Annotated in this window: 19 protein-coding genes, 2 other RNA genes and 1 pseudogene; 11 read left to right on the forward strand and 11 right to left on the reverse strand. The window is 58.0% G+C overall.

Annotation, left to right across the window (positions count from 1 at the left end; genetic code table 11):
* The first annotated feature begins 12 nt into the window (after nt 1-12).
* From KO538_RS18355 to ssrA (KO538_RS18365), 3 genes are all read left to right on the forward strand, one after another.
* Entirely contained in the window at nt 13-717 is a 705-nt protein-coding gene (locus KO538_RS18355; protein WP_219329243.1) for an HAD family hydrolase, read from the forward strand.
* A 314-nt stretch (nt 718-1,031) separates the two neighbouring features.
* Nucleotides 1,032-1,360: a transfer-messenger RNA gene (ssrA, locus tag KO538_RS18360) on the forward strand.
* A gap of 167 nt (nt 1,361-1,527) precedes the next feature.
* Nucleotides 1,528-1,888, forward strand: a transfer-messenger RNA (tmRNA) gene (gene ssrA, locus KO538_RS18365).
* A gap of 495 nt (nt 1,889-2,383) precedes the next feature.
* Here the strand turns inward: ssrA (KO538_RS18365) and KO538_RS18370 are convergent.
* The 3 genes and pseudogenes from KO538_RS18370 to KO538_RS29430 form a co-directional block, all read right to left on the reverse strand.
* Complete coding sequence (locus KO538_RS18370) at nt 2,384-3,409, reverse strand: hypothetical protein (protein ID WP_219329244.1); 1,026 nt, start codon at nt 3,407-3,409, stop codon at nt 2,384-2,386.
* 525 nt (nt 3,410-3,934) lie between these two features.
* Nucleotides 3,935-4,786, reverse strand: a complete 852-nt coding sequence (locus KO538_RS18375; protein WP_219329245.1) for a hypothetical protein — start codon at nt 4,784-4,786, stop codon at nt 3,935-3,937.
* A gap of 159 nt (nt 4,787-4,945) precedes the next feature.
* Nucleotides 4,946-5,536, reverse strand: a pseudogene (locus KO538_RS29430) (phage portal protein); the annotation flags it as partial.
* A 225-nt stretch (nt 5,537-5,761) separates the two neighbouring features.
* On the opposite strand from KO538_RS29430, the gene KO538_RS18390 reads away from it, so the two are divergent.
* Nucleotides 5,762-6,181 (forward strand): hypothetical protein, encoded by a 420-nt coding sequence (locus KO538_RS18390; protein WP_219329248.1) that lies wholly within the window; start codon nt 5,762-5,764, stop codon nt 6,179-6,181.
* Between the two features lie 42 nt (nt 6,182-6,223).
* On the opposite strand, the gene KO538_RS29660 is transcribed toward KO538_RS18390, so the two are convergent.
* The 3 genes from KO538_RS29660 to KO538_RS18405 form a co-directional block, all read right to left on the reverse strand.
* The gene (locus tag KO538_RS29660; protein WP_219329249.1) at nt 6,224-6,673 is read right to left on the reverse strand and encodes a GTP pyrophosphokinase; all 450 of its coding nucleotides are present in this window, start codon (nt 6,671-6,673) and stop codon (nt 6,224-6,226) included.
* Between the two features lie 2 nt (nt 6,674-6,675).
* On the reverse strand, nt 6,676-7,515 hold the full coding sequence (locus KO538_RS18400) for a hypothetical protein (protein ID WP_219329250.1): 840 nt from the start codon (nt 7,513-7,515) through the stop codon (nt 6,676-6,678).
* Between the two features lie 134 nt (nt 7,516-7,649).
* Nucleotides 7,650-9,254 (reverse strand): sensor domain-containing diguanylate cyclase, encoded by a 1,605-nt coding sequence (locus KO538_RS18405; protein WP_219329251.1) that lies wholly within the window; start codon nt 9,252-9,254, stop codon nt 7,650-7,652.
* Nucleotides 9,255-9,466: 212 nt separating this feature from the next.
* Between KO538_RS18405 and KO538_RS18410 the strand changes: the two genes are divergently transcribed.
* The 3 genes from KO538_RS18410 to KO538_RS18420 all read left to right on the forward strand — a co-directional run bounded on the left by KO538_RS18410 (nt 9,467) and on the right by KO538_RS18420 (nt 11,695).
* Nucleotides 9,467-9,979: a penicillin-insensitive murein endopeptidase gene (locus tag KO538_RS18410; protein WP_219329252.1), complete on the forward strand. Its 513-nt coding sequence runs from the start codon at nt 9,467-9,469 to the stop codon at nt 9,977-9,979.
* 95 nt (nt 9,980-10,074) lie between these two features.
* Nucleotides 10,075-10,359: a hypothetical protein gene (locus tag KO538_RS18415; protein WP_219329253.1), complete on the forward strand. Its 285-nt coding sequence runs from the start codon at nt 10,075-10,077 to the stop codon at nt 10,357-10,359.
* A gap of 181 nt (nt 10,360-10,540) precedes the next feature.
* A complete protein-coding gene (locus tag KO538_RS18420; protein ID WP_219329254.1) occupies nt 10,541-11,695 on the forward strand; it encodes a HAMP domain-containing sensor histidine kinase in 1,155 nt (384 codons plus the stop codon).
* Nucleotides 11,696-11,742: 47 nt separating this feature from the next.
* On the opposite strand, the gene KO538_RS18425 is transcribed toward KO538_RS18420, so the two are convergent.
* A complete protein-coding gene (locus tag KO538_RS18425; RefSeq protein ID WP_070303981.1) occupies nt 11,743-11,985 on the reverse strand; it encodes a hypothetical protein in 243 nt (80 codons plus the stop codon).
* 274 nt (nt 11,986-12,259) lie between these two features.
* On the opposite strand from KO538_RS18425, the gene KO538_RS18430 reads away from it, so the two are divergent.
* The 3 genes from KO538_RS18430 to KO538_RS18440 all read left to right on the forward strand — a co-directional run bounded on the left by KO538_RS18430 (nt 12,260) and on the right by KO538_RS18440 (nt 14,256).
* Nucleotides 12,260-13,009 (forward strand): hypothetical protein, encoded by a 750-nt coding sequence (locus KO538_RS18430; RefSeq protein ID WP_034759643.1) that lies wholly within the window; start codon nt 12,260-12,262, stop codon nt 13,007-13,009.
* Nucleotides 13,010-13,014: 5 nt separating this feature from the next.
* A complete protein-coding gene (locus KO538_RS18435) occupies nt 13,015-13,257 on the forward strand; it encodes a hypothetical protein (protein WP_072454415.1) in 243 nt (80 codons plus the stop codon).
* Between the two features lie 63 nt (nt 13,258-13,320).
* Nucleotides 13,321-14,256 (forward strand): SMP-30/gluconolactonase/LRE family protein, encoded by a 936-nt coding sequence (locus KO538_RS18440; protein WP_200969139.1) that lies wholly within the window; start codon nt 13,321-13,323, stop codon nt 14,254-14,256.
* 98 nt (nt 14,257-14,354) lie between these two features.
* On the opposite strand, the gene KO538_RS18445 is transcribed toward KO538_RS18440, so the two are convergent.
* Nucleotides 14,355-15,422 (reverse strand): SDR family oxidoreductase, encoded by a 1,068-nt coding sequence (locus KO538_RS18445; protein WP_219329255.1) that lies wholly within the window; start codon nt 15,420-15,422, stop codon nt 14,355-14,357.
* 98 nt (nt 15,423-15,520) lie between these two features.
* Here KO538_RS18445 and KO538_RS18450 point away from each other — a divergent pair, with 98 nt between their 5' ends.
* Nucleotides 15,521-16,420 (forward strand): LysR family transcriptional regulator, encoded by a 900-nt coding sequence (locus KO538_RS18450; RefSeq protein WP_219329256.1) that lies wholly within the window; start codon nt 15,521-15,523, stop codon nt 16,418-16,420.
* 15 nt (nt 16,421-16,435) lie between these two features.
* On the opposite strand, the gene KO538_RS18455 is transcribed toward KO538_RS18450, so the two are convergent.
* From KO538_RS18455 to KO538_RS18465, 3 genes are all read right to left on the reverse strand, one after another.
* Complete coding sequence (locus KO538_RS18455) at nt 16,436-17,371, reverse strand: ABC transporter substrate-binding protein (RefSeq protein WP_070304000.1); 936 nt, start codon at nt 17,369-17,371, stop codon at nt 16,436-16,438.
* 80 nt (nt 17,372-17,451) lie between these two features.
* Nucleotides 17,452-18,426, reverse strand: coding sequence for an ABC transporter permease (locus tag KO538_RS18460; RefSeq protein ID WP_034759656.1), 975 nt, complete (start codon nt 18,424-18,426; stop codon nt 17,452-17,454).
* Nucleotides 18,427-18,446: 20 nt separating this feature from the next.
* Complete coding sequence (locus tag KO538_RS18465) at nt 18,447-19,985, reverse strand: sugar ABC transporter ATP-binding protein (RefSeq protein WP_070303985.1); 1,539 nt, start codon at nt 19,983-19,985, stop codon at nt 18,447-18,449.
* Between the last annotated feature and the right edge of the window lie 15 nt (nt 19,986-20,000).

Genomic DNA, 20,000 nt, shown 5'->3' on the forward strand with positions numbered 1-20,000 from the left:
ACTTTGCCCGCCATGATCACTGACCATCTGCCAGCCCCGCGCGCCATCCTGTTCGACCTCGACGGCACCCTGGCCGACACCGCGCCCGACCTGGCGGCGGCCATCAACCTGCTGCGCGCGCGCGCCGGCCTGACGCCGACCCCGTATGAGATCCTTCGCCCCACGGCCTCGGCCGGCGCGCGCGGCATGATAGGCGCGTCGTATGGGATAGCCCCCGGCGAAAGCGGCTACGAAGCCCTGAAAGACGGTTTCCTGAACAATTACGAAGCGGCCCTGGCCGTGGAAAGCCGTTTATTTGACGGTATCCCCGCCATGCTGGAAGGCTTGACCGCTCTGGGCCTGGCCTGGGGCGTCGTCACCAACAAAGCCGCCCGCTTCACCGACCCGCTAGTCGGCCAGATCGGCCTGGGCGCCGCCGGCTGCGTGATCTCGGGCGACACCATGTCCCACCCGAAACCGCATCCCGCCCCCCTGCTGGAAGCGGCCCGCCGCCTGGATCTGGCGCCGGAAGACTGCTGGTACGTGGGCGACGACCTGCGCGACATCCAGGCCGGCCGCGCCGCCGGCATGCGCACGGTCGCCTGCGCCTGGGGCTACTGCGGCCCCGTCGAGCCGCAGCACTGGAACGCCGACCATTTGCTCGATACGCCATTGGCCTTGCTGGAGCTGGTGACTGGCGTCGTGAAGGCGGCGCAGGAGCGGCAGTTGGCGGCTTGAGGAGCATCACTTTCCGCAGCGGAAAGCTGGGGTCAGACCCGCCGGGTCTGACCCCAGCACTTGCCTTTGGGGTAAGAACTTACGCTTACCTCTAAAATTAAATACCAGTCCGAACTGTCTGTAGAGTGCTCGTAGACCCGGGGGGATGCGGGACGAGCACTGCTCGTCCGATAGCCGCACAACCGGCTTGCGCCTGCCAGCACAAGCCCCTCCAATTCGTCTGGCTCAAGCGATTCAAAGCTGCCTCGCTCCTTACCGCGAATGCATCATGCAAGAGTGGGCCGATTGCGCTACAGGAGCTTCTGTCGGGACGACCTGGTTTCGACGTGGATTGCAAAGCAGCGCAGGACATACCGAGGGCGGGCGACCTCGTAAATACAAGCTGAAAAAACTTAACTGCAAACGATAACTCGTACGCACTGGCAGCTTGATCGCAGTTAGCTCTAGAACACCTCGTCCCTGGGGTGGGCCGTCAAAAGCTTCAGAGTCACCGCAGAGCTCGTCTGATGCTGGGTTATTTGGTGTCCGACTAAATAATAGGTAACTCGCTTGCCCATAACCTGCACATCCGTGCTGACTGAGTCAAATTAAATGATCGTGCCAAGTATGTAGAACTGTATGTAGAGTGCTTGCGGACGCGGGGGTTGTGCGGGACTTCGGCGGGCACAGCCCGGCGCCGCACAACCGGCTTGCGCCTGCCAGCGCAAGCCTCTCCGATTCGTCTGACTCAAGCGATTCGAAGATGCCTCGTTCCTTACCGCGAATGCACCAAGCAAGAGTGGGCAGATTGCGCTACAATGAAGGTTCTGTGGGGACGACCTGGTTTCGACGTGGGTTGCAAAGCAGCGCAGGGCATACCGAGGGCGGGCTACCTCGTAAATACAACCTGAAAAAACTTAACTGCAAACGATAACTCGTACGCACTGGCAGCTTAATCGCTGTTAGCTCTAGAACACCTCGTCCCTGGGGTGGGCCGTCAAAAGCTCTAGAGTCATTTACAGGGACTCGTCGTATGCTGGGTTACTTAGCGTCCGACTAAATAATAGGTAACTCGCTTGCCCATAACGTGCACATCCGTGCTGGCTGAGTTAAATTAAATGATAGTGCTAAGTATGTAGAACTGTCTGTAGAGTGCTTGCGGACGCGGGTTCGATTCCCGCCGTCTCCACCACCGAATAAATAAAAAGGGCTTCCCCGTTTTGGCGGGGAGGCCCTTTTTATTTATTCCATGCATGCAGAACGCGGGCGTCGCATCCGCGTCCGGTACGGACGCGGGGGTTTTGCGGGACTTCGGCGAGCGCAGCTCGGCGCCGCAAAACCGGGTTGCGCTTGCAAGCGCAACCCTCTCCTATTCCTCTGACCAGCTTTTGCGCCGCAGGCGGTTTTCCTATATGCAACATCATCTGATCAAGCCGTGTACGAATGACGGACCTGACCCTCGCCCCCCCCTTGGATGCCGGATGCAGATCAAGCGGCCGGATCAAAAGCGGAAATAGTGTTCGGCCGTTAAGGATAAAGTTTATCTGCTGGCTGTCGTGCAACATTACCTATCCTGACTGATAGGCAGGAAACGTCCAAAAGCGGTCTGTCGAAAAAATGGAAAAGCGGGAGCTCTTGGCAGAAAAACTTTGAAAATAACCGGCTCGACTTATTGAGCCCGGTTAACCTATTGACAATCCCCACTCCCCCGAGATAAAGACAAATATCCAGCTTGAAAACCATCGCTAAATGCATATATTTTATATATTAAGCATTTATTTCGATTGGTAAGTACACTCTCGATTACGGGAACAAACTTATCGTGGCTGCTGAAATTATTTTTGTAATCATAATCCGCAAGCGTTGCAGATATTAAGTCAGGCACTCTATTGAAGGAGTCATACCACATCTTACCGGTTTCTTCGGGCACCCCAAAAACGAACCTTTCCGTGTAACCACTATTTTCTGACAACATTAGATTGTGAAATAAATTATTGGCCAAATCAAATATTGCCGGCAGGGGAAATTTTACTTTTTTATGGTTTAAAATGCTGTCCCTATCAGAAAACCAACCAATAATATCAACATTTACCGATTTACAAACCTGAAATGCTATATAAGCAATGAGATTAGATACAATTTCAATGTTTCTTATATTTCTTAAGTTCGCCCCTGGCTTAGACACTTCGCGAAGTAGAGTTTTATAAGCCTTTTGTAATCGTATGTAGTTTTCTTTTTCGCCTTCATTGCTTATCCAGAAACTTATTTGATTAAGGGCTGTCCTATAGCAAGTCTTTAACAGCTCGCGCTCGTTAAAAGGATCAAGCTTCATATTTTTATCCATTATTATGGATATATTCAAAATCTCGCTTTCGTTGATGAATCGCAAGAATTCGAGATTTACTTTTTTAAGGCTCTTTATATCCTTGAAAGAAATTTTATCAATCAGCTTACTGAGCTCTGTGAACTTAGACGTGTAAGGAAAAATGGAAAAGGTAATTGCGTCATTCGGTTTATTTCTGTCGTTTAGTGCGTAGTCACTAAATATCATCCATTTTGATATGCCTTTGTTTTTTTTGAAAAAATCCAAAAATAAATCATGACTTGATGCGTTAAAAGTTTCATCCAAATGACAGAGAAAGTCATGCATCACAATTCCAGATTTTGACTCGCCATGATGAACCATGTCACGTTCACCTTTTATTACTCTCATATTTACACTCTCTCGATTTCCAGCTTACCGATTTCAAATTAGGTGAAAGAATTACTACTAAAATTAGCAAGCCGTCCACTTATTTTGGTTCGCCAATTCGGCTGAACTAGCCGAATATTTCATTATTAACAATAAACTAAAGCTGCCGTTACGGGTTGATTGTACGTATTTTGCCAGCAAAACCTTCAAGACACCTAAAAAATCTAAGTTTACGGTAGGTTCGATTCCCGCTGTCTCCACCACTGAATAAATAAAAAGGGCTTCCCCGTTTTGGCAGGGAGGCCCTTTTTATTTATTCCATGCATACAGAGCGCGGGCATCGCATCCGCGTCCGGTACGGGCGCGGGGGTTTTGCGGGGTCTTCGGCGAGCGCAGCTCGGCGTCGCAAAACCGGGTTGCGCTTGCAAGCGCAACCCTCTCCGATTCTTCTGACTAGGTTTTGCGCCGCAGGCGATTTTTCATAACGACAACATCAGTGGCTCAGGCCGTGTACAAATAGAGGACGTGAATCTCGCTCCTAAATTTCTACCTTCTTGCAAGACATTCCTTCTCAAACGCAAGTGCCGCCTCTAAATTCCTGTTAAGGCGAGAAACACCTTCAATTGCCATAAACCCACCAATTCTATTTTCATGATACCCAACAATCAGACCACCCGAACAATTATGAGCGCTGCAATTTGATATAAATGATGCATTATTTACAATTAAAATATTAGTTGGCCGAACCAGAATCTCAACGCCATTCTTTAAAAATCTACCTCGATTTATAGTTATTTTATTTGGGGGATTGAATATAATTTCAATCAATATATCCCCCTTTCCTTCTCTTATCGTAAGGCACGTTCCAACAAGCTGAATATCCCATGGAATAGCTGACTGAAACAATTGGTTATTTTTAATGTGCATTACTGGAACATTAAATTCATTAAAAACCACCATATTGAGAAGCAAATGTCCATCAGTAAGTACAAAACCTACCAAAGGGATACCATCAACGCTTACAGGTATCATGACGGTTCCATACCCTTGATCCTTACAGGTAAATCTATTTCCACCAATAACTATTTCTGCTTCATCTCCTTGAAAGTGTAAGTCGTAGGGTTTTTTTACACCTTCACGCAAATTAAATGGATTTCTATTAGCCTTCTCCACAACCTCACGTGGAAGGAGTCCCCCAGTCTTCTCCCTATGATGCTGATCACAAAGCAAGGTTATTTCATCTGCCACATGTCGTTTAACTTCTGCCCACTCCATCATATGCTCATACTCATAAAGTGGCATTCCACAGATCACGCATCCAAAACCGCACCTTTGGCGTACCTCTCGCTGAATAGGAAGTGGAATATTTCTATTCGTACATGTGACCGCATCGTTCATCTCAGCACCCAATAAGTTAAAAAATATATTACCTATAGCCTACCCCAAGTTCCGACTCAGTTAAAGCTCTGAGTAACCAAGGAATCAAATAATCAGCTACAACGTAATTTGTATACTGCATAAACGAGTATTACGATAGATTACGTCGTCAGAATGTCCCAACTGGTCGTCGCGCGTGACGCTCTTGATGTTGAAAAACTCGTCTTTCGCGGCTACGTCCGACACGGGAAAAATCTAGATGTCGTCCTTCTTGCCGTTCGGCGCGTACATGAACAGGTTGCGAAAGTTGCCCGGCCCCTTACTGTCGCGCATGGCCTGGCGCAGGTTGTCCACGTCCTGGGTGTTGGCGGCCGCGTCTGTCATGTAAAAGACGAAACCGGCGTGCGAACCGTTCTTGTAGTACTTGCGGCGGAACAAAGTAGCCGCCTCGTTGAGCCAGGCCGATTGCAGCGCGCTCAGGTACTGCGGCACGCCGTACAGCTCCTGGTTCACGTCCGGTTCCATCAGGTAGAACACGCGGCCCTTGTCGAACTGGTGCGCGACCTAGTAGCCGTTCACGACATAATAAGTATCCAGATCGACGCCGCGTCGCATGTGCTTGCTCAGCGCATGCTCAAACTTCAACGCCTTGCCGCTGCGGCTGGACAGGTCTTCCATGTATGCACTACCAAATGTCAGGAAGTCCAAGGCCTTGCGTTTGAAGACGTCGAACGACAGGTATCTGCTGGGAATCAGGGTGGACGTCAATAGAATTAATAAATATGCTACATTTACCAATTCTAAAAACTTACACTTTCATGCCCGGTGAAATCATACGCAGGGGCGCATCGACAAGTCATGGCGACGGCGAGAAAAACAGAATCACAGACGCAGCCAGCGAACCACATCCACCAAAGGCAAGATCATCCAAGTAACCAAGCAAAAACGCCACCTGGCCGAGCGCGATCTCGAAGCATTGGCAAAGAAAACCCAACCATGAAAATTGCTCGCCTGCTTTCCACCAGTTTCCTCGTGCTAGCTGTGGCTCTCGTCGCTTATGGTCTTTTCGGCTTTTCCCATTTTGCCTGGTACACCGGCACATACTATGACGAGCGCATGATCTTGTTCGACCATGGCTTCTATCCTTTTGCATGGGGTATCGCGCTGCTGCTGATGGGGCAAATCGCCCGCTTGCAGCATCGCCGGCCGGCCATGCTGCTCGCCGCTGGCGCCGCTCTGGTGCTCCTACTCTGGAAGCGTGCAACAGTGCCCGCTGCCATCGCCAATCAGCAACTTTTTCCGGATCCTGCTTTACTGGAGGGACTGATTGTTACCTCTATCGTGGTCATCGTCCTGGCGCTGATAGACCGCCCCGTCGAACAGGCTATCCGCAAGGCTCTGGGTCGTACCCGGTGACCCCGGGGCAGATCACCCGGACACGCTCTCGGCATTCAAGAATCATTGCTCTGATATGAGTTGCTGAATAGCCCTCCGATACTTCTCCCCCCTCTCCAAATCCTTCTCCGTCGGCCTATCTATCCTCGACAAATCGCTATTCTCCGCCAGATCCGCCAGCTTGACGGCCTTGCCGACCGGGTTCAATGCCGCGCGGGCGATGAACGCCTCATACGACTCGCCTTCGACCTTGGTCACGGCGCGCACGCCGTCGATGACTTCCTGGGAAAATCCTTCGCGCGCCAGGTCGTCGAAGGTGACTTTGCCGTCGCTGTCTTCCACCACGTCATGCAGCACGGCGACTATCTGCTGGGCACCGGGGGCGACGCGCAGCATGACGCGCAAGGGGTGGAGGATGTACGGCGCACCGCCCTTGTCCGTCTGGCCGGCATGGGTGGCGGCGGCGATTTCAATCGCGCGCTCGAGGGTGCCGCGTCTTGCGTTTTCAGTCATCTTCACTCCACGTTGATTGACGTTTCCGTTGCGCGCCAGCCGCGGCGCTGCAAATGGCAAACGCTGGTGCACAGCAAGGCTGGCAGCAGTAAATTAAGAACCGGGACGAGCATCAGCAAGCACAATAGCAGTCCCAGGGCGAAAATCGCCGGACGCTGTGCGCGGCGCAACGCCGCTTGCTGTTCTGCGCCGAGCACCTCTTCAGCCGCCGCGCCGTAGACCATCTGGACGTTCCAGGCCAGCAAGTACGAAATCAGCACGCACATGGCCCACACGGGAATCAGGAGGGAAAGCAGCAGCAACAGGCGACGCCGCCAGGCAGGGCGCGCGGCGGATGCATCCAGGCCGGCCGGCGGCGCCCACGCGACATAGCGCCGCGCCACCACCGCCTTGGCACGCTCCAGCAGCAGCCAGCGCAGCGGCAGGCGCGCCGTACCGATGGCGCCGACGATGAAGACCATGACATAGAAAAAAGCAGCCAGCGCCAGCAATGCCAGAGCGATCTGGCCGATCGACAGCATGGCCTTGGCAGCGCTGCCCAGGCCGCCGGCGATATTGCCCATCTGCGACACGGTGGCAGGCCCGTTGGCCAGCGCCCCGACGCCATCCATCACGCCCAGGCCCAGCAAGCCGGTGACGGACACCAGCGCCAGCATGGCGCTCAGCTCGACAAAAAAACGGCCAAAGTAGCTATACAGTCCCAGCCACAGCGCCACGACCGCCATGCACCACAGCGCGGAACGCCACCACAGCCCCGCATGACGCGCATCGCGCAGGCCCAGGCCGACGCACGTAAAGGCTTCCCGCCAAGCCCTCAGCCAGGTTTGCAATGTTGGTGTCACGCTAGTGCGTACTCCGCAGTGAAGGGGCGGATACGTCGATCCGGATGTTGCCGATTGTACATGGACAAGGCTGGCGCACGCGCCACCGAGGACGCAGCGCAAAACCGCCCTGCCTCATGCGCCATCAACAATGGCTATCGAAACGCAAAAGCAGTCGCGGCCTGTTCGGCGGCAATTTCGCTAGAAGATTCATGACAGACCTGATTTCTCCCCAATGCCTTGGCCTTGTACAGTGCAGTGTCAGCCAGTTCAACCAGTTCGACCGCCTGGTTTTCAAGGTGCTTCGGCATAAATGCCGCCACGCCGACGCTGGCCGTCACCACGCCGAGGGCATTGCCGCTATGCTCGATTCCCAGCGATTGCACGGCCTGGCGGACGCCTTCCGCCACCGCCAATGCGCCCGGCAACTCCGTTCCTGGCAATAAAATGACCATTTCCTCGCCGCCGTAGCGCGCCGCAAGGTCGCCCGGCCTGCGCATGCTGTAGCCGACCACTTTGCCGATTTTTCTCAGGCACTCGTCGCCAGCCACATGGCCATAGATATCGTTGTATTGCTTGAAGAAATCGACATCGATCAACACCAGCCCAAGTGAGCTGTCTTCACGCTGCGCACGGCTGAACTCGGCAAGCAGCGACTGGTCGAAGTGGCGCCGGTTCGCCAGCCCCGTCAATCCATCCTGGCTGGCAAGGCGGGCCAGGGTTTCATTGATCATTTCCAGTTCATTGCGCGCCTCGACCAGTCCCGCCTCGCTCTTGACCCGCAAATCGATCTGCCGCACCACGCGGTATCCGATGAAGGCAATCAGCAGCACCAGCACGCCACCCACCGCGTTTTGCATCACCGTATCGAGCCGCCACGCAGCGAGCACTTCATCCTGCGACAGTGCGGCGGAGACCACCAGCGGGTATTCCTCGACTCTTCGATAGCTATTGATACGCGTCACGCCATCGACCCGCGACTGGATCACGGCCGTGCCGACGGGACTTTTGGGCAGGTAATCATGAAATATCGGGAACTTTGAGATATCGCGCCCCAGCAAACTCTCATCGAACGGTCTTCTCAATAAAAGAATGCCGCCTCCATTTGCAATAAAAATAGCGCCTTTTTTTCCTATCGAAAAACGTTCATAAAACAGCCTGAAATAATTCATGTCGATGGTCGCCAGCGCCACGCCGCCGAAACTTCCATCAGGCAAATTGATTCGTCGTGACACCGTGACTATCCAGTGTCCCGTCGATTTGCTGCGCACGGGAGGTCCGACATACGGCCCCCGATCAGCATGCGTTCGGTGATATTTGAAATAATCTCGGTCGGAATTATTCAGATTGCTCAACAGCGTTTTCTGAGAGTTCACAAGCCAGCTGCCATCGTTGGCATAGATGAAGATACCGTGCAACTGGGGCAACTCGGCGACACGGTTGACCAGCAATTTGTGGATACGGGCCAGTTCAAGACCGACAACACCGTCTGTTTCCACCCTCTCCACCAGTCCGACCAGCACCGTATCGGCTTCCTTGATGGTGTCATAGGCATGCTGAGCAACAGATTGCGCCAGATTGGCACTTTCACGGGACGCTTCAAGCAGTTGCCCTTCCCGCGCGCGCAAGGTCGTCCATAACTGGATCGCCAGCAGCGACAGGCACACCAGCACGACAAATGAGATAGCCAGCGGCAGCAGGGAAAAGCCACGGAAGCCTGCTCCCAGCAATCGTGGCGGCAAGCTGCGTGACCTGGTCATGGCGGCACTCCCGGATTTATATGCGGCAAAGTGTGCACCAAATAGGCGGCAACATACTCACACATCGTCACAAACACGATATAAAAAAGTTACCACCATGGCGTTGATGAATCTGGTTCGTGTTCGCCACAGTTTGCGACACCGCAATTCCCGATGGAAAGAAATACGAAACAATGCCAACTCCCCCACCGTTGCCCATAGCGGAGTTGACCATGCTTGAAGTTCAACCCAGGGATAAGCGCGGTTTTTATATATTGCCGCAAGCTCCGGAAGATGCCGGGTATTACGTCTATGGCAATCTGCACCGGATGCCAAATTCCGGCCATATGGCCCAATATGCGCACCCCAGCTTGCTATCCCTGATCTTTTACATCGAACGTGAATGGCAGGCAATTGATGATAGAAAATTTGGTATTGGGAATATCAGCATTGCCGAAGGATTAGCGTACGACAAGCATGTCAGCCACAGAAAAGGCATTGAAATGGATCTACGCCCCGTGCGGAAGGACAAACTGCAAGGCCAGTCCGCACGCGTGTCGCGCTTTGATAGCGTGTATGACCGGAGCGCCACTATCAAATTGATACAGCTGTTTCTGCGGCACCCAATGGTCACCAAGGTCTTCTTTAACGATGAAGAGATACAAAAGACGATCGGTGGCGGGCGCGTGCGGTCTCTGAAAGGACACGACGACCATCTTCATATTGAAATCAGGGAGCATGGATGAATATTCGGCTTACATGCTGCGCCATAGCGCTCGCTCTATTCTCAACGGCACACGCGGCAGACAAGCAGCGGGAGTGGTCTGGCGAGCCAAGGCCCTTGCGCGGTGACTATCAGATCTACGGCGGAACGCTGTCCGAAATGCTGCCACCCACGCGAAACGACCGGAAAGTGGCAATCATGGTCAAAGGGGAATTGGCACGGGAACTGTTTGCTCAGCTCGGCCCCGATATAAAACAGGAACAGGCGTGCAGTTCCTCGGCTGACTACCGTGAGCGGCGCAGGGGAGATATTGCCTGCGTTCATACAAAAGAGGCGGGATACGAATGCTATTTCGGACTCGACCTGCGCACGGGAAAAGGGACGTATGGCGCAATCTGCTAGCCTGGGCGCTGCCTGGCACAGCTACAACCAGGGCCCTCCTCCTTGTACCGGCGCACATCCAGCCGAATTCTTCCGCCTGAGCGACTCTACCTGCATATGACACCCAGAGCAGAACCCAATCCCCCATCCCTCAGCTCAACAGCGTACACTGGCTCCTCTTCCATCAACGCATTGGTCCACCGTGAAACTATCGCGCTTTATTACCGGCCATCTGGAGCCGATCCTGGAAGAGTGGGAACTCTTCGCCAGGTCGCTGCCCATTCCGGGGGCCGCCATCTCGAAAGCGGAATTGCGCGATCATGCCAAGCAGATGCTGCAAACCATCGTGCGCGACATGGACGTCATCGAGAACGCGGCGCAGCGAAAGAAGAAATCGACCACGGGCGTATCGGAAATAACGGGCAAGGAAACGGCCGCCGCCACGCACGGCTCGCTGCGCCAGCAGATCGGCTTCACGCTGCCGCAGTTGACGGCGGAATTTCGCGCGATGCGGGCCAGCGTGCTGCGCCTGTGGATGGCACAGGTGCAGGTAACGTCGAAAACGGCAACGGACGACATCTTGCGCTTCAATGAAGCGATAGACCAGGCGCTGCAGGAATCGGCCATACGCTATTCGCAGCAGAGCGACCGCACCCGCAATACCTTTCTCGCCATCCTCAGCCACGATCTGCGCAGTCCGCTGAGCACGATGACGATGGCCGGTGCGCTGCTGAGCAGGCCGAGCGCGACCTCCGCTTCCACGGTGCAGATCGGTGCAAGGGTGGCCCGCAGCGCGGCCACCATGACAACCATGGTGAACGATTTGCTGGAATTTGCCAGGACGCAGCTGGGGGGACACATGCCCATTTCACCCGCCTTGGGCGACCTGGGGGAAATCTGCAAGACGGCCGTCGAGGATGCATCGGCCGCTCACCCGCAATGCAAGTTTGAACTGAGCACCACGGGCGAGATGATTGGCGACTTCGATGCGGCCCGCCTGTCCCAGCTGTTTTCCAATTTGCTCAACAATGCCGCGCAATACCGCACTGACGACCAGCCGGTGACCATCACGGCTTTCGGCGATGCCGATACGACCGTGGTGCAAGTGAAGAATTTCGGCCGCCAGATCCCGGAAGCGTCGCTGAAGAGCATTTTCGATCCCCTGGTCCAGCTGGCCATTTCCGACGATCAGAAGGCGCCCAATGCCACCAGCATCGGCCTGGGCCTGTTTATCGCGCGTGAAATCGCCAGCGCGCATGGCGGCACCATCGGCGCCGAGTCCAGTCTGGAAAGCGGCACGATATTTACCGTGCGCCTGCCCAGGGTATCGCTGAGCGGCGGGGGAAACGGCGGCTAAGGACTATCCCGGCAGATATTTGCATCCCCTGCCGGGACGGGCTCGCCCTACCTGCGGCTGAGCGGCACATATTCCCCCGGCAAGCTGGCCGCTTCCAGCGCATCGGCAAAGGCCAGCAGGAATTTCGCCGGGCCATGCTCGGAAACGAGCAAGGAGGCGCCCTTGTGGCGCAGCAGTTTCAGCACTTCCTGCTGGTGCGCCTGGTATTCGCTGGAGTGGCCATAAAACGTTTGATACATTTCCAGCGTTTCCATGGCCTTGGCGGCCAGGATGAATTCGGGTTTGTCCATGATGTCTCCTCGTTGTCACTACTGCCAAAACCACGAAAAAAACCTGCAAGAGGTACGGCCGGCGCCGGTCGCACTGCCTTGCGGCAACCACATCCGTATTTCCATCATACGCCTCAACCCGGCCATTGCGCTGTCCTGTCGCGCATCTTTTTCCACCTCGCCCGCGCGGCACCGCCACCATGCATCCATGGCCAGCACCATTCCTCGCGTGCGCGCTAGGCACAGGGGGGCCGCGCATGGCATCATGCGCGTTGCCCATTTACTCTGACGACACATGGATCAATATCACTTCCTGGTAGGCGAATTCAAGAAAGATAGCCCCTTCATCGCCGCCGCGGCAAGCGCGCAGCTGTTTGCCTGGTTCGCACACATCGGCGAACCCGTCGAGCGCTATGGCAACAAGCGCGGCAAGGTCGTCAAATTCTCACAGCGAAATTACGAGAAGATGCTGTTTGCGCCAGAGACCGACAGCATCGAGCTGTTTTCACCGCGCATCGTGCCGCCCGACGAAGCCGACGAGACCACCAACTGCGACGCGCTTGTCGTGTATTCATCGGGCTCGTTGTTCGTGCTGGCCATACGCGCCAGCAAGCTTGCGCTGGCGCCGTTGTTCGACGCTGCGCGGGCCATACCCGGTCTGTTCGAGCATTGCGAGTATATGTACTGCTACGCTGAAACGCAGGGCTATGGCACCGGCTACGCACTCGGCTACCGGCAGCTCGACGAGGCCCATCCGATGACCTTTGGCATTCCTTGCCCCGCAAATAACTGGGCCGCCATCAAGCGGCGCGGACTGCAAGACTCGCACCTGCGCGATGTATATCCCATCAATGGTTTTACGCAAGCCCGACTGGATGCGCTGCCGCCCGAGCGCCGACAAGCCCTGCGCGACGCAATGCAGGCGTATGGCCGCTGCGAAGAGCATGCCGACTGGATCTTCTGGTACCTGCAGCCAGGGGAATTGGAAGCGGCCCGCGCCGCACTGAACGCACACACCATGCTGGGCGCCTATATCAACAACTGACACCCATGAGTACACATTTATCGCTGCACTGCTATCTGCAAGACGAGGCCGCAGAACGTCCCAAACGCTGCTCCGACGTGACCATCCACGCCGACCCGGCCACCCTGCGCGCCATCGCCCATTTTCTGCTGGCTAGCGCGGACACCTTCGATCAGGCGCAAGAGCGCGCCGGCATGCACGCCCATCTGCAAGATGAATGGGACGGCTGGCAGGACGACTTTCCCGACCTCGTCGTCGTGGCGGCCTAGCCAGGCGCCCCGGCTGGCGCGCGTCGGGTAACATACGCCACCTTTGCCATACAGAGAACACCGATGCACCAATCCCGATATGCCCTGCCGTCGCTGCGCACGGCCGTAATGGCCGCCGCGCTGGCCAGCCTGTCCGCCTGCGCCAGCCAGCCCGCACACGAGGCGCTGTTCCTCGCCACCACCCTCACGCCCGCGCACTCCTTTACAAAAGGCATCGAAGGCCCGGCCGTGGATGCGGACGGCAATATCTATGCCGTCAACTTTGCGCGCCAGCAAACCATTGGCAAGGTCAGCCCCGGCGGCGCCGGCGAGGTGTACCTGACGCTGCCCGGCACCAGCATCGCCAACGGCATCCGCTTCGGCAGCCGCGGGCAGATGTATTTGGCCGACTACATGGAACACACGATCTACGTGGTCGACCCGGCCACGCGCGCGCTCACCATCCACGCGCGCGAGCCGCGCATGACGCAGCCGAACGACATCGCCATCACGGCCGATGACGTGCTGTATGCGAGCGACCCGAACTGGAAGGAAAACACGGGCCGCGTGTGGCGCATCGCGACCGACGGCACGGTGACCCTGGCGCTCGACACCATGGGCACGGCCAACGGCATCGAGGTCAGCCCCGACGGCAAGATCTTGTATGTGAATGAAAGCGTGCAGCGCAATATCTGGATGTACGACATCGCCGCGGACGGCAGCCTGAGCGGCAAGCGATTGCTGATCAAGTTCGACGATTTCGGCATGGACGGCATGCGCGTGGACGTCGACGGCAACCTGTACGTAACGCGCTACGGCAAGGGCACAGTGGTCAAATTGTCGCCGCAAGGGCGCATCCTGCGCGAAATCAGCGTACCCGGCGCCAAGCCCAGCAACATCACCTTCGGCGGCCCCGATGGCCGCACGGCCTACGTGACGGAAGTGGTGCAGGGACGGCTGCTGCAGTTCCGCGTCGACCGCCCGGGCCTGGAATGGCAGCGGGCGCAAGAGCGGCGCTAGCCCGAATAGCATGTGGGGATGTCGGCTTACCACAATGGCCCGGTAGGTCGGCTTAGCCGGAACGGCGTAAGCCGACAACATGCTTGGCCGCGACCGGGTCAGCGAGGAATGACGCCCTCCGCCTTCAGCTTGTCGAACAGATTGAAGAAGGCATCCTGCGTATTCTGGTAATCAAGGAAGCCCGCCTTGCGGCTTTTGCCCATGTCCGTCATCACTTCCATCGGTCGGCCCAGGTCCGCATCCGTATGCCACCAGGAAGCTAGGCGGCTGACATCAGCCTCCACCAGGCCGTGCTGCTCGGCGATGGCGCGCCACTGTTCGGGGGCGTCCTGCATGCGGTCGGCCAGCGGCGCCATCGCCTCGGGCAGATCGGCCGCCTCGACGCCGAAATAAGCGGCCAGGCGCGGCCACAGCCACTTCCAGCGGAACACGTCGCCATTGACGATATTGAAGTCTTCGTTGCGCGCGGCGGGACTGTCGGCCGCCCATGCCAGGTGGCGTGCGATCTGCCCCGCGTCCGTCATGTCGGACAAGCCGTGCCATTGCGCGGGCGAACCGGGAAAGACGAAGGGCTGGCCGCCGGCCTTGCACAGATTCGCATACACGGCCAGGGTCAGGCCCATGTTCATGGCATTGCCCAGCGCGTAGCCGATGATGGTGTGCGGGCGGTGCACGCTCCACGTAAAACCATACCGCGCGGCCGCGTCGAACAGCCGGTCTTCCTGCTCATAGTAAAAATTCTCGACCGCCTGCCGGCCCTGCTCTTCGCGGAACGGCGTGACGGGCACGCTGCCCTTGCCATAGGCGTCGAACGGTCCCAGGTAGTGCTTGAGGCCAGTGACCAGCGCCGCATGGCGCAAGTGGCCGGCGGGTCCCAGCGCAGCCAGCACATTGGCGACCATGGCGCCATTGACGCGGATGTTTTCCTGCTCGTTGGCCTGGCGCGCCCAGGCCGTGAAAAAGACGTGGCTGGCGTCCAGGCCCGCCAGGGCGGCGCTGACCGCCGCGCCATCCGTGACATCGAGCGGCAGGCATGCGCAACCGGCGGGAACCGGCGTGCGGCCACGCGAGACGCCCGTCACCTGCCAGCCCTGCGCCAGCAAGTGCGTGGCCAGATTGCTGCCGATAACGCCGCTGGCGCCGATAATCAATCCGTGCTTGTTCATGCGTACTCCCATGCCTGTGTAAAAAGCCATGATATAGCGGACAGAAATTCTTATCCGCGATAGTATTTCACCTTATTCATGAAAAATATTCTGCAATCATGTCCGAACACTTGAAAGGCATCGCGCCTTTTCTTGCCACCGCCGATGCCGGCAGTTTCACCAGGGCGGCCGAGAGACTGCACCTGAGCAGCTCGGCCGTGAGCAAGAGCGTGGCGCGCCTGGAAGCCCGCCTGGGCGTGATATTGTTCGAGCGCAGCACGCGGCGTTTGCAGTTGAGCAGCGCGGGGCATGCCTATTACGCCACCTGCAAGCGCGTGCTGCAGGAACTGGTCGAGGCGGAAAACGTGCTGGCCGAGCAGGATGGGGAACTGGCAGGCAAGGTGCGCATCGGCGTGCCCGCGTCGTATGGCCGCATGCGCGTGATGCCGGCGCTGATTGATCTGTGCGAAAAGTATCCGAAGCTGCAGCCGTCGATTGCCTTCAGCGACCGCTTTGCCGACCTGTTCGAAGAGCGCATCGATATCGCCGTGCGCATCGGCGCGCCGGGCAGCTGGCCGCCAACGCTGGGGCAGATGCCCTTGGGCGAAGAGCGCCTGATCTTTTGCGCGGCCCCCGCCTACCTGGCGCGGCGCGGCACGCCGCTCGCCATCGCGGATCTCGATGGCCACGATTGCATCGCCTACGGCCGGGGCGATGGCACGGCGGCGCCATGGCTGTTTGCCGGCGAAGACGGGGTGGAACGGCGGACGGTCAGTCCGCGCCTGACGGTGGGGGACGCCGAAGCGCAGACGGCCGCCGTGCTGGCGGGCCTGGGCATCGCGCAGCAGGCGACCTGGCTCGTGCACGAGCACCTGGCCAGCGGCGCCATCGTCGAAGTCCTGCCGGCCTGCGCCACGCCAGGCTTGCCGCTGTCCCTCGCGTGGCCGCTGGCGCGCCAGCTGACCACCAAGACCGGCACGCTGCTCATTGAATTGAAGCAGCGCCTGACGATCAGCTGATACGCAATATGGAACTCAATACAAAACGTTCTTCGCTTCCGGCAGTTCCACATTGGCCTTGGTGACGATCACCACGCCCGTGTTGACGAACGGTGCGACCTTCTTGCCTTCGATCAGGCTGACGAGGGTTTTCACGCCCAGCGCGCCCATCGAGTACGAACCCTGCACGGCGGTCGCATACAGGGTGCCGTCCTTGACGAAATTTTTCAGGTCTTCATTGCCGTCGAAGCCCACGGCGATCACCTTGCCTGCCTTGCCCGCCTGCGCGATGGCGCGGCCCATGCCCACGGCCGTCGGCTCATTGGCGCCGAAGATGCCCTTCAAGTCCGGATTCGAGGCCAGCACGTCGGTCGTCTGGTTCAGCGCCGTGGCCATCTGCGACTGCGAGTAATACGTGCCGACGATCTGCAGCTGCGAGTTCTTTTCGATATAGCGCTTGAAGCCGCCCACCCTGCCCGTCTCGGAACCAGCGCCCGCCACGTACGACATCACGGCGATCTTGCCTGTCTTGCCGACCTGCGAAATGAGAGCCTTGGCGCTTTGCTCGCCGGCCGCTTCATTGTCGGTCGACAGGAAGGACTGGTAATAGCGCTTGCCGCTGTCGGCCACCAGCGAGTCGATCAGCACGACGGGAATCTTCGCTTCCCACGCCTTCTTCAGCGCCGGTACCAGCGCGTCCGGGTCCGACGCGGCCAGCACGATGCCGGCCACCTTGCGCGTGACGGCGTTTTCCACCATGCTGACCTGGTCGGCAATCGCCGATTCCGAAGCCGGTCCCTGGAAGGTCAGGCTGTAGCCCTTGGCATCTGCCGCGCTGGCCGTGGCGCCCTTCTTGACGTTCTGCCAGTAGTTGGAATTGGTTGTCTTGACGATCACGGCGATCTCGCCCGGGGCGGCGAAGGCGGCGCTGGAGCTCAGGGCAAATGCTGCGGTCAACAGACCCAGCGACATGGCTTTGATGGTTTTCATTGTCGTCCTCATTTAATAATTATAGATTTGGTGGATTGACTTCATGTGTGCTGCTTGCTGCTTCAGGCGCGGTTGCGCTTCTGATCGATCCAGACGGTCAGCAAGATGACCAGTCCGATAATGATTTGCTGGATAAAGCTCGATACCCCGTTCATGTTCAAGCCGTTGCGCAGGATGCCGATGACGAAGGAACCGATGACGGTGCCGGAAATGGTGCCGATGCCGCCGATCAACGAGGCGCCGCCGATCACGGCGCTGGCGATCGCATCGAGTTCGTACATCACGCCCTCGTTCGGCTGCGCCGTCACCAGGCGCGACATCAGGACGCAGCCCGTCAGGCCGGACAAGGCGCCGGACAGGGTGTACACGAGCAGGGTCACGCGGCCCACCTTCACGCCGGACAGGCGCGCCGCTTCCGCATTCGAGCCGACGGCATAGATATGCCGGCCAAAGGTGGTGCGGCTGAGCATGATGGAGACGGCCACGGCGATCACCACCATCAGCACCACCGGATACGGAATGCCGGGAAACACGACTTCGGGAAAGGTGCCGCCCGTGTCGCGCTCGATGCGCCACAGCACGCCGTTACCGAGTTCGCCGAACGACTCGCCCAGGCCGGAAATGGCGCGCGCCCCCGTCACCTGCAGCGCCAGGCCGCGTGCGATCAGCATCATGCCCAGGGTGGCGATGAAGGGCGGCAGCTTCAGTTGCGTGATGCAGAAACCGTTGACGGCGCCGCACATGGCGCCCACCACGACGCCGCCCAGCATGGCGACCGGTACGGGCACGCCGCTTTTCACCAGCAGCGCGGCGGCCACGCCGGCCAGCGCCAGCACGGAGCCGGAACTCAAGTCGATGCCGCCCGTGATGATGACGCAGGTGGCGGCGATGCCCAGGTAGGCGATCGACGTCACTTGCAAGGCCACGCTCATGCCGTTGCTGACGGAGAAAAAGGCGTTGCTGGTCAGCGAAAACACGAGCAGCAACAGCGACAGGCTGCCCAGCGCGGCGAATTTTTGGATCAGTTCTTTGTTCATTTTCTTGTGGCTTTCTGATGTTAATGCATTGCTGCCTGGCGGCCCGATGCGAGATGCATGATCTCTTCCTGCGACGACTCGCGCGTGTTGACGATGCCGCTGATGCGTCCTTCATGGAACACGGCCACCCGGTCCGTCATGCCCATGATCTCGGGCAGCTCGGACGTGATCAGCACCACGCCGATGCCTTCCGACGCCAGCTTGTCGAGCAGCTGGTAGATGGCGAACTTGGCGCCCACGTCGATGCCGCGCGTGGGTTCGTCGAAGAAGATGATTTTCGATTCGCGGTACAGCCATTTGCTGATGACGATCTTTTGCTGGTTGCCGCCCGAGAGGTTGCGCGCGATCTGTTTCGAGGTTGGCGTCTTGATGCCCAGCGCCGCGATGTACTGCTGCGCCACCGCCTCTTCCCTGGCAAAATCGATGAAGCCGAAGCGGTTCGCCAGCCCCGACACATTCGTCAAGGTGAGATTGGCCGCCACCGACATGCGGATCGCCAGGCCGTGGCTCTTGCGGTCTTCCGACAGGTAGGCGATGCCGTGGCCGATGGCGTCGATGGGACTGTCGATCGTGACCGCCACGTCGCCCAGGTGGATCGCGCCGCTGGTGAGCGGATCGGCGCCGAAGATGGCGCGCGCCACTTCCGTGCGCCCTGCCCCCATCAGGCCGGAAAAGCCGAGTATCTCGCCGCGCCGCAAGTCGAAGCTCAGCGGACCGAAGACATCCTTGCGGTGCAAATCGGTCACGCGCAGCAGCACTTCAGCCGTCGGCGTCGAGACGCGGTCGGGAAATTTTTCATCGAGGGTGCGGCCCACCATCTTCGCCACGATGGCGTCCAGGCTGGTGGCGGCAAAATCGTCGGTGCAGACGAATTTACCGTCGCGCAGCACCGTCACCCTGTCGATAATGTGCTGCATCTCCTCGAGCCGGTGCGAGATGTAGACCACGCTCACGCCGTTGCGCTTGAGTTCATTGATGATGTCGAACAGCTGGCCCGTCTCGCTTTCCGTCAACGACGACGTGGGCTCGTCCATGATCAGCACTTCCGTATTGAGCGACAGCGCCTTGGCGATTTCCACCATCTGCTGCTGCGCACAGGACAGGTTTTTCACCAGCTGGCGCGGGTCGATGCGCAGCTTCAACCGGTCCAGCAGCGCCTGCGCATCGGCACGCATCTTCTTGCGGTCGATGAAGATGCCGCGCACGGGTTCGCGCGCGAGAAAAATATTCTCGGCCACGCTCAGGTGCGGGATCAGGTTCAGCTCCTGGTGGATGATGGCAATGCCAGCCGCCTCCGCATCCACGCTGCAGGAAAAACTGCACACCTTGCCCTTGTAGACCAGTTCTCCCTCGTCGGCCTGGTACACGCCGCTCATCACCTTCATCAGGGTGGACTTGCCGGCGCCGTTTTCGCCGCACAGCGCATGCGCTTCGCCCTTGCGCAGGCTGAAACTGACGTTATCGAGCGCCAGCACGCCGGGAAAGCGCTTGCTGACCTTGTTCAGGGCCAGTATCTCTTCGGATTCATTCATGGTGTGTCTCCTCCACTCCACTGTCATAGGCCGGCGCGCCGA

Origin of the sequence: Janthinobacterium sp. NKUCC08_JDC (assembly GCF_019345575.1) — a bacterium.
In the GTDB taxonomy this organism is placed as follows: Bacteria; Pseudomonadota; Gammaproteobacteria; order Burkholderiales; family Burkholderiaceae_D; genus Janthinobacterium; species Janthinobacterium aestuarii.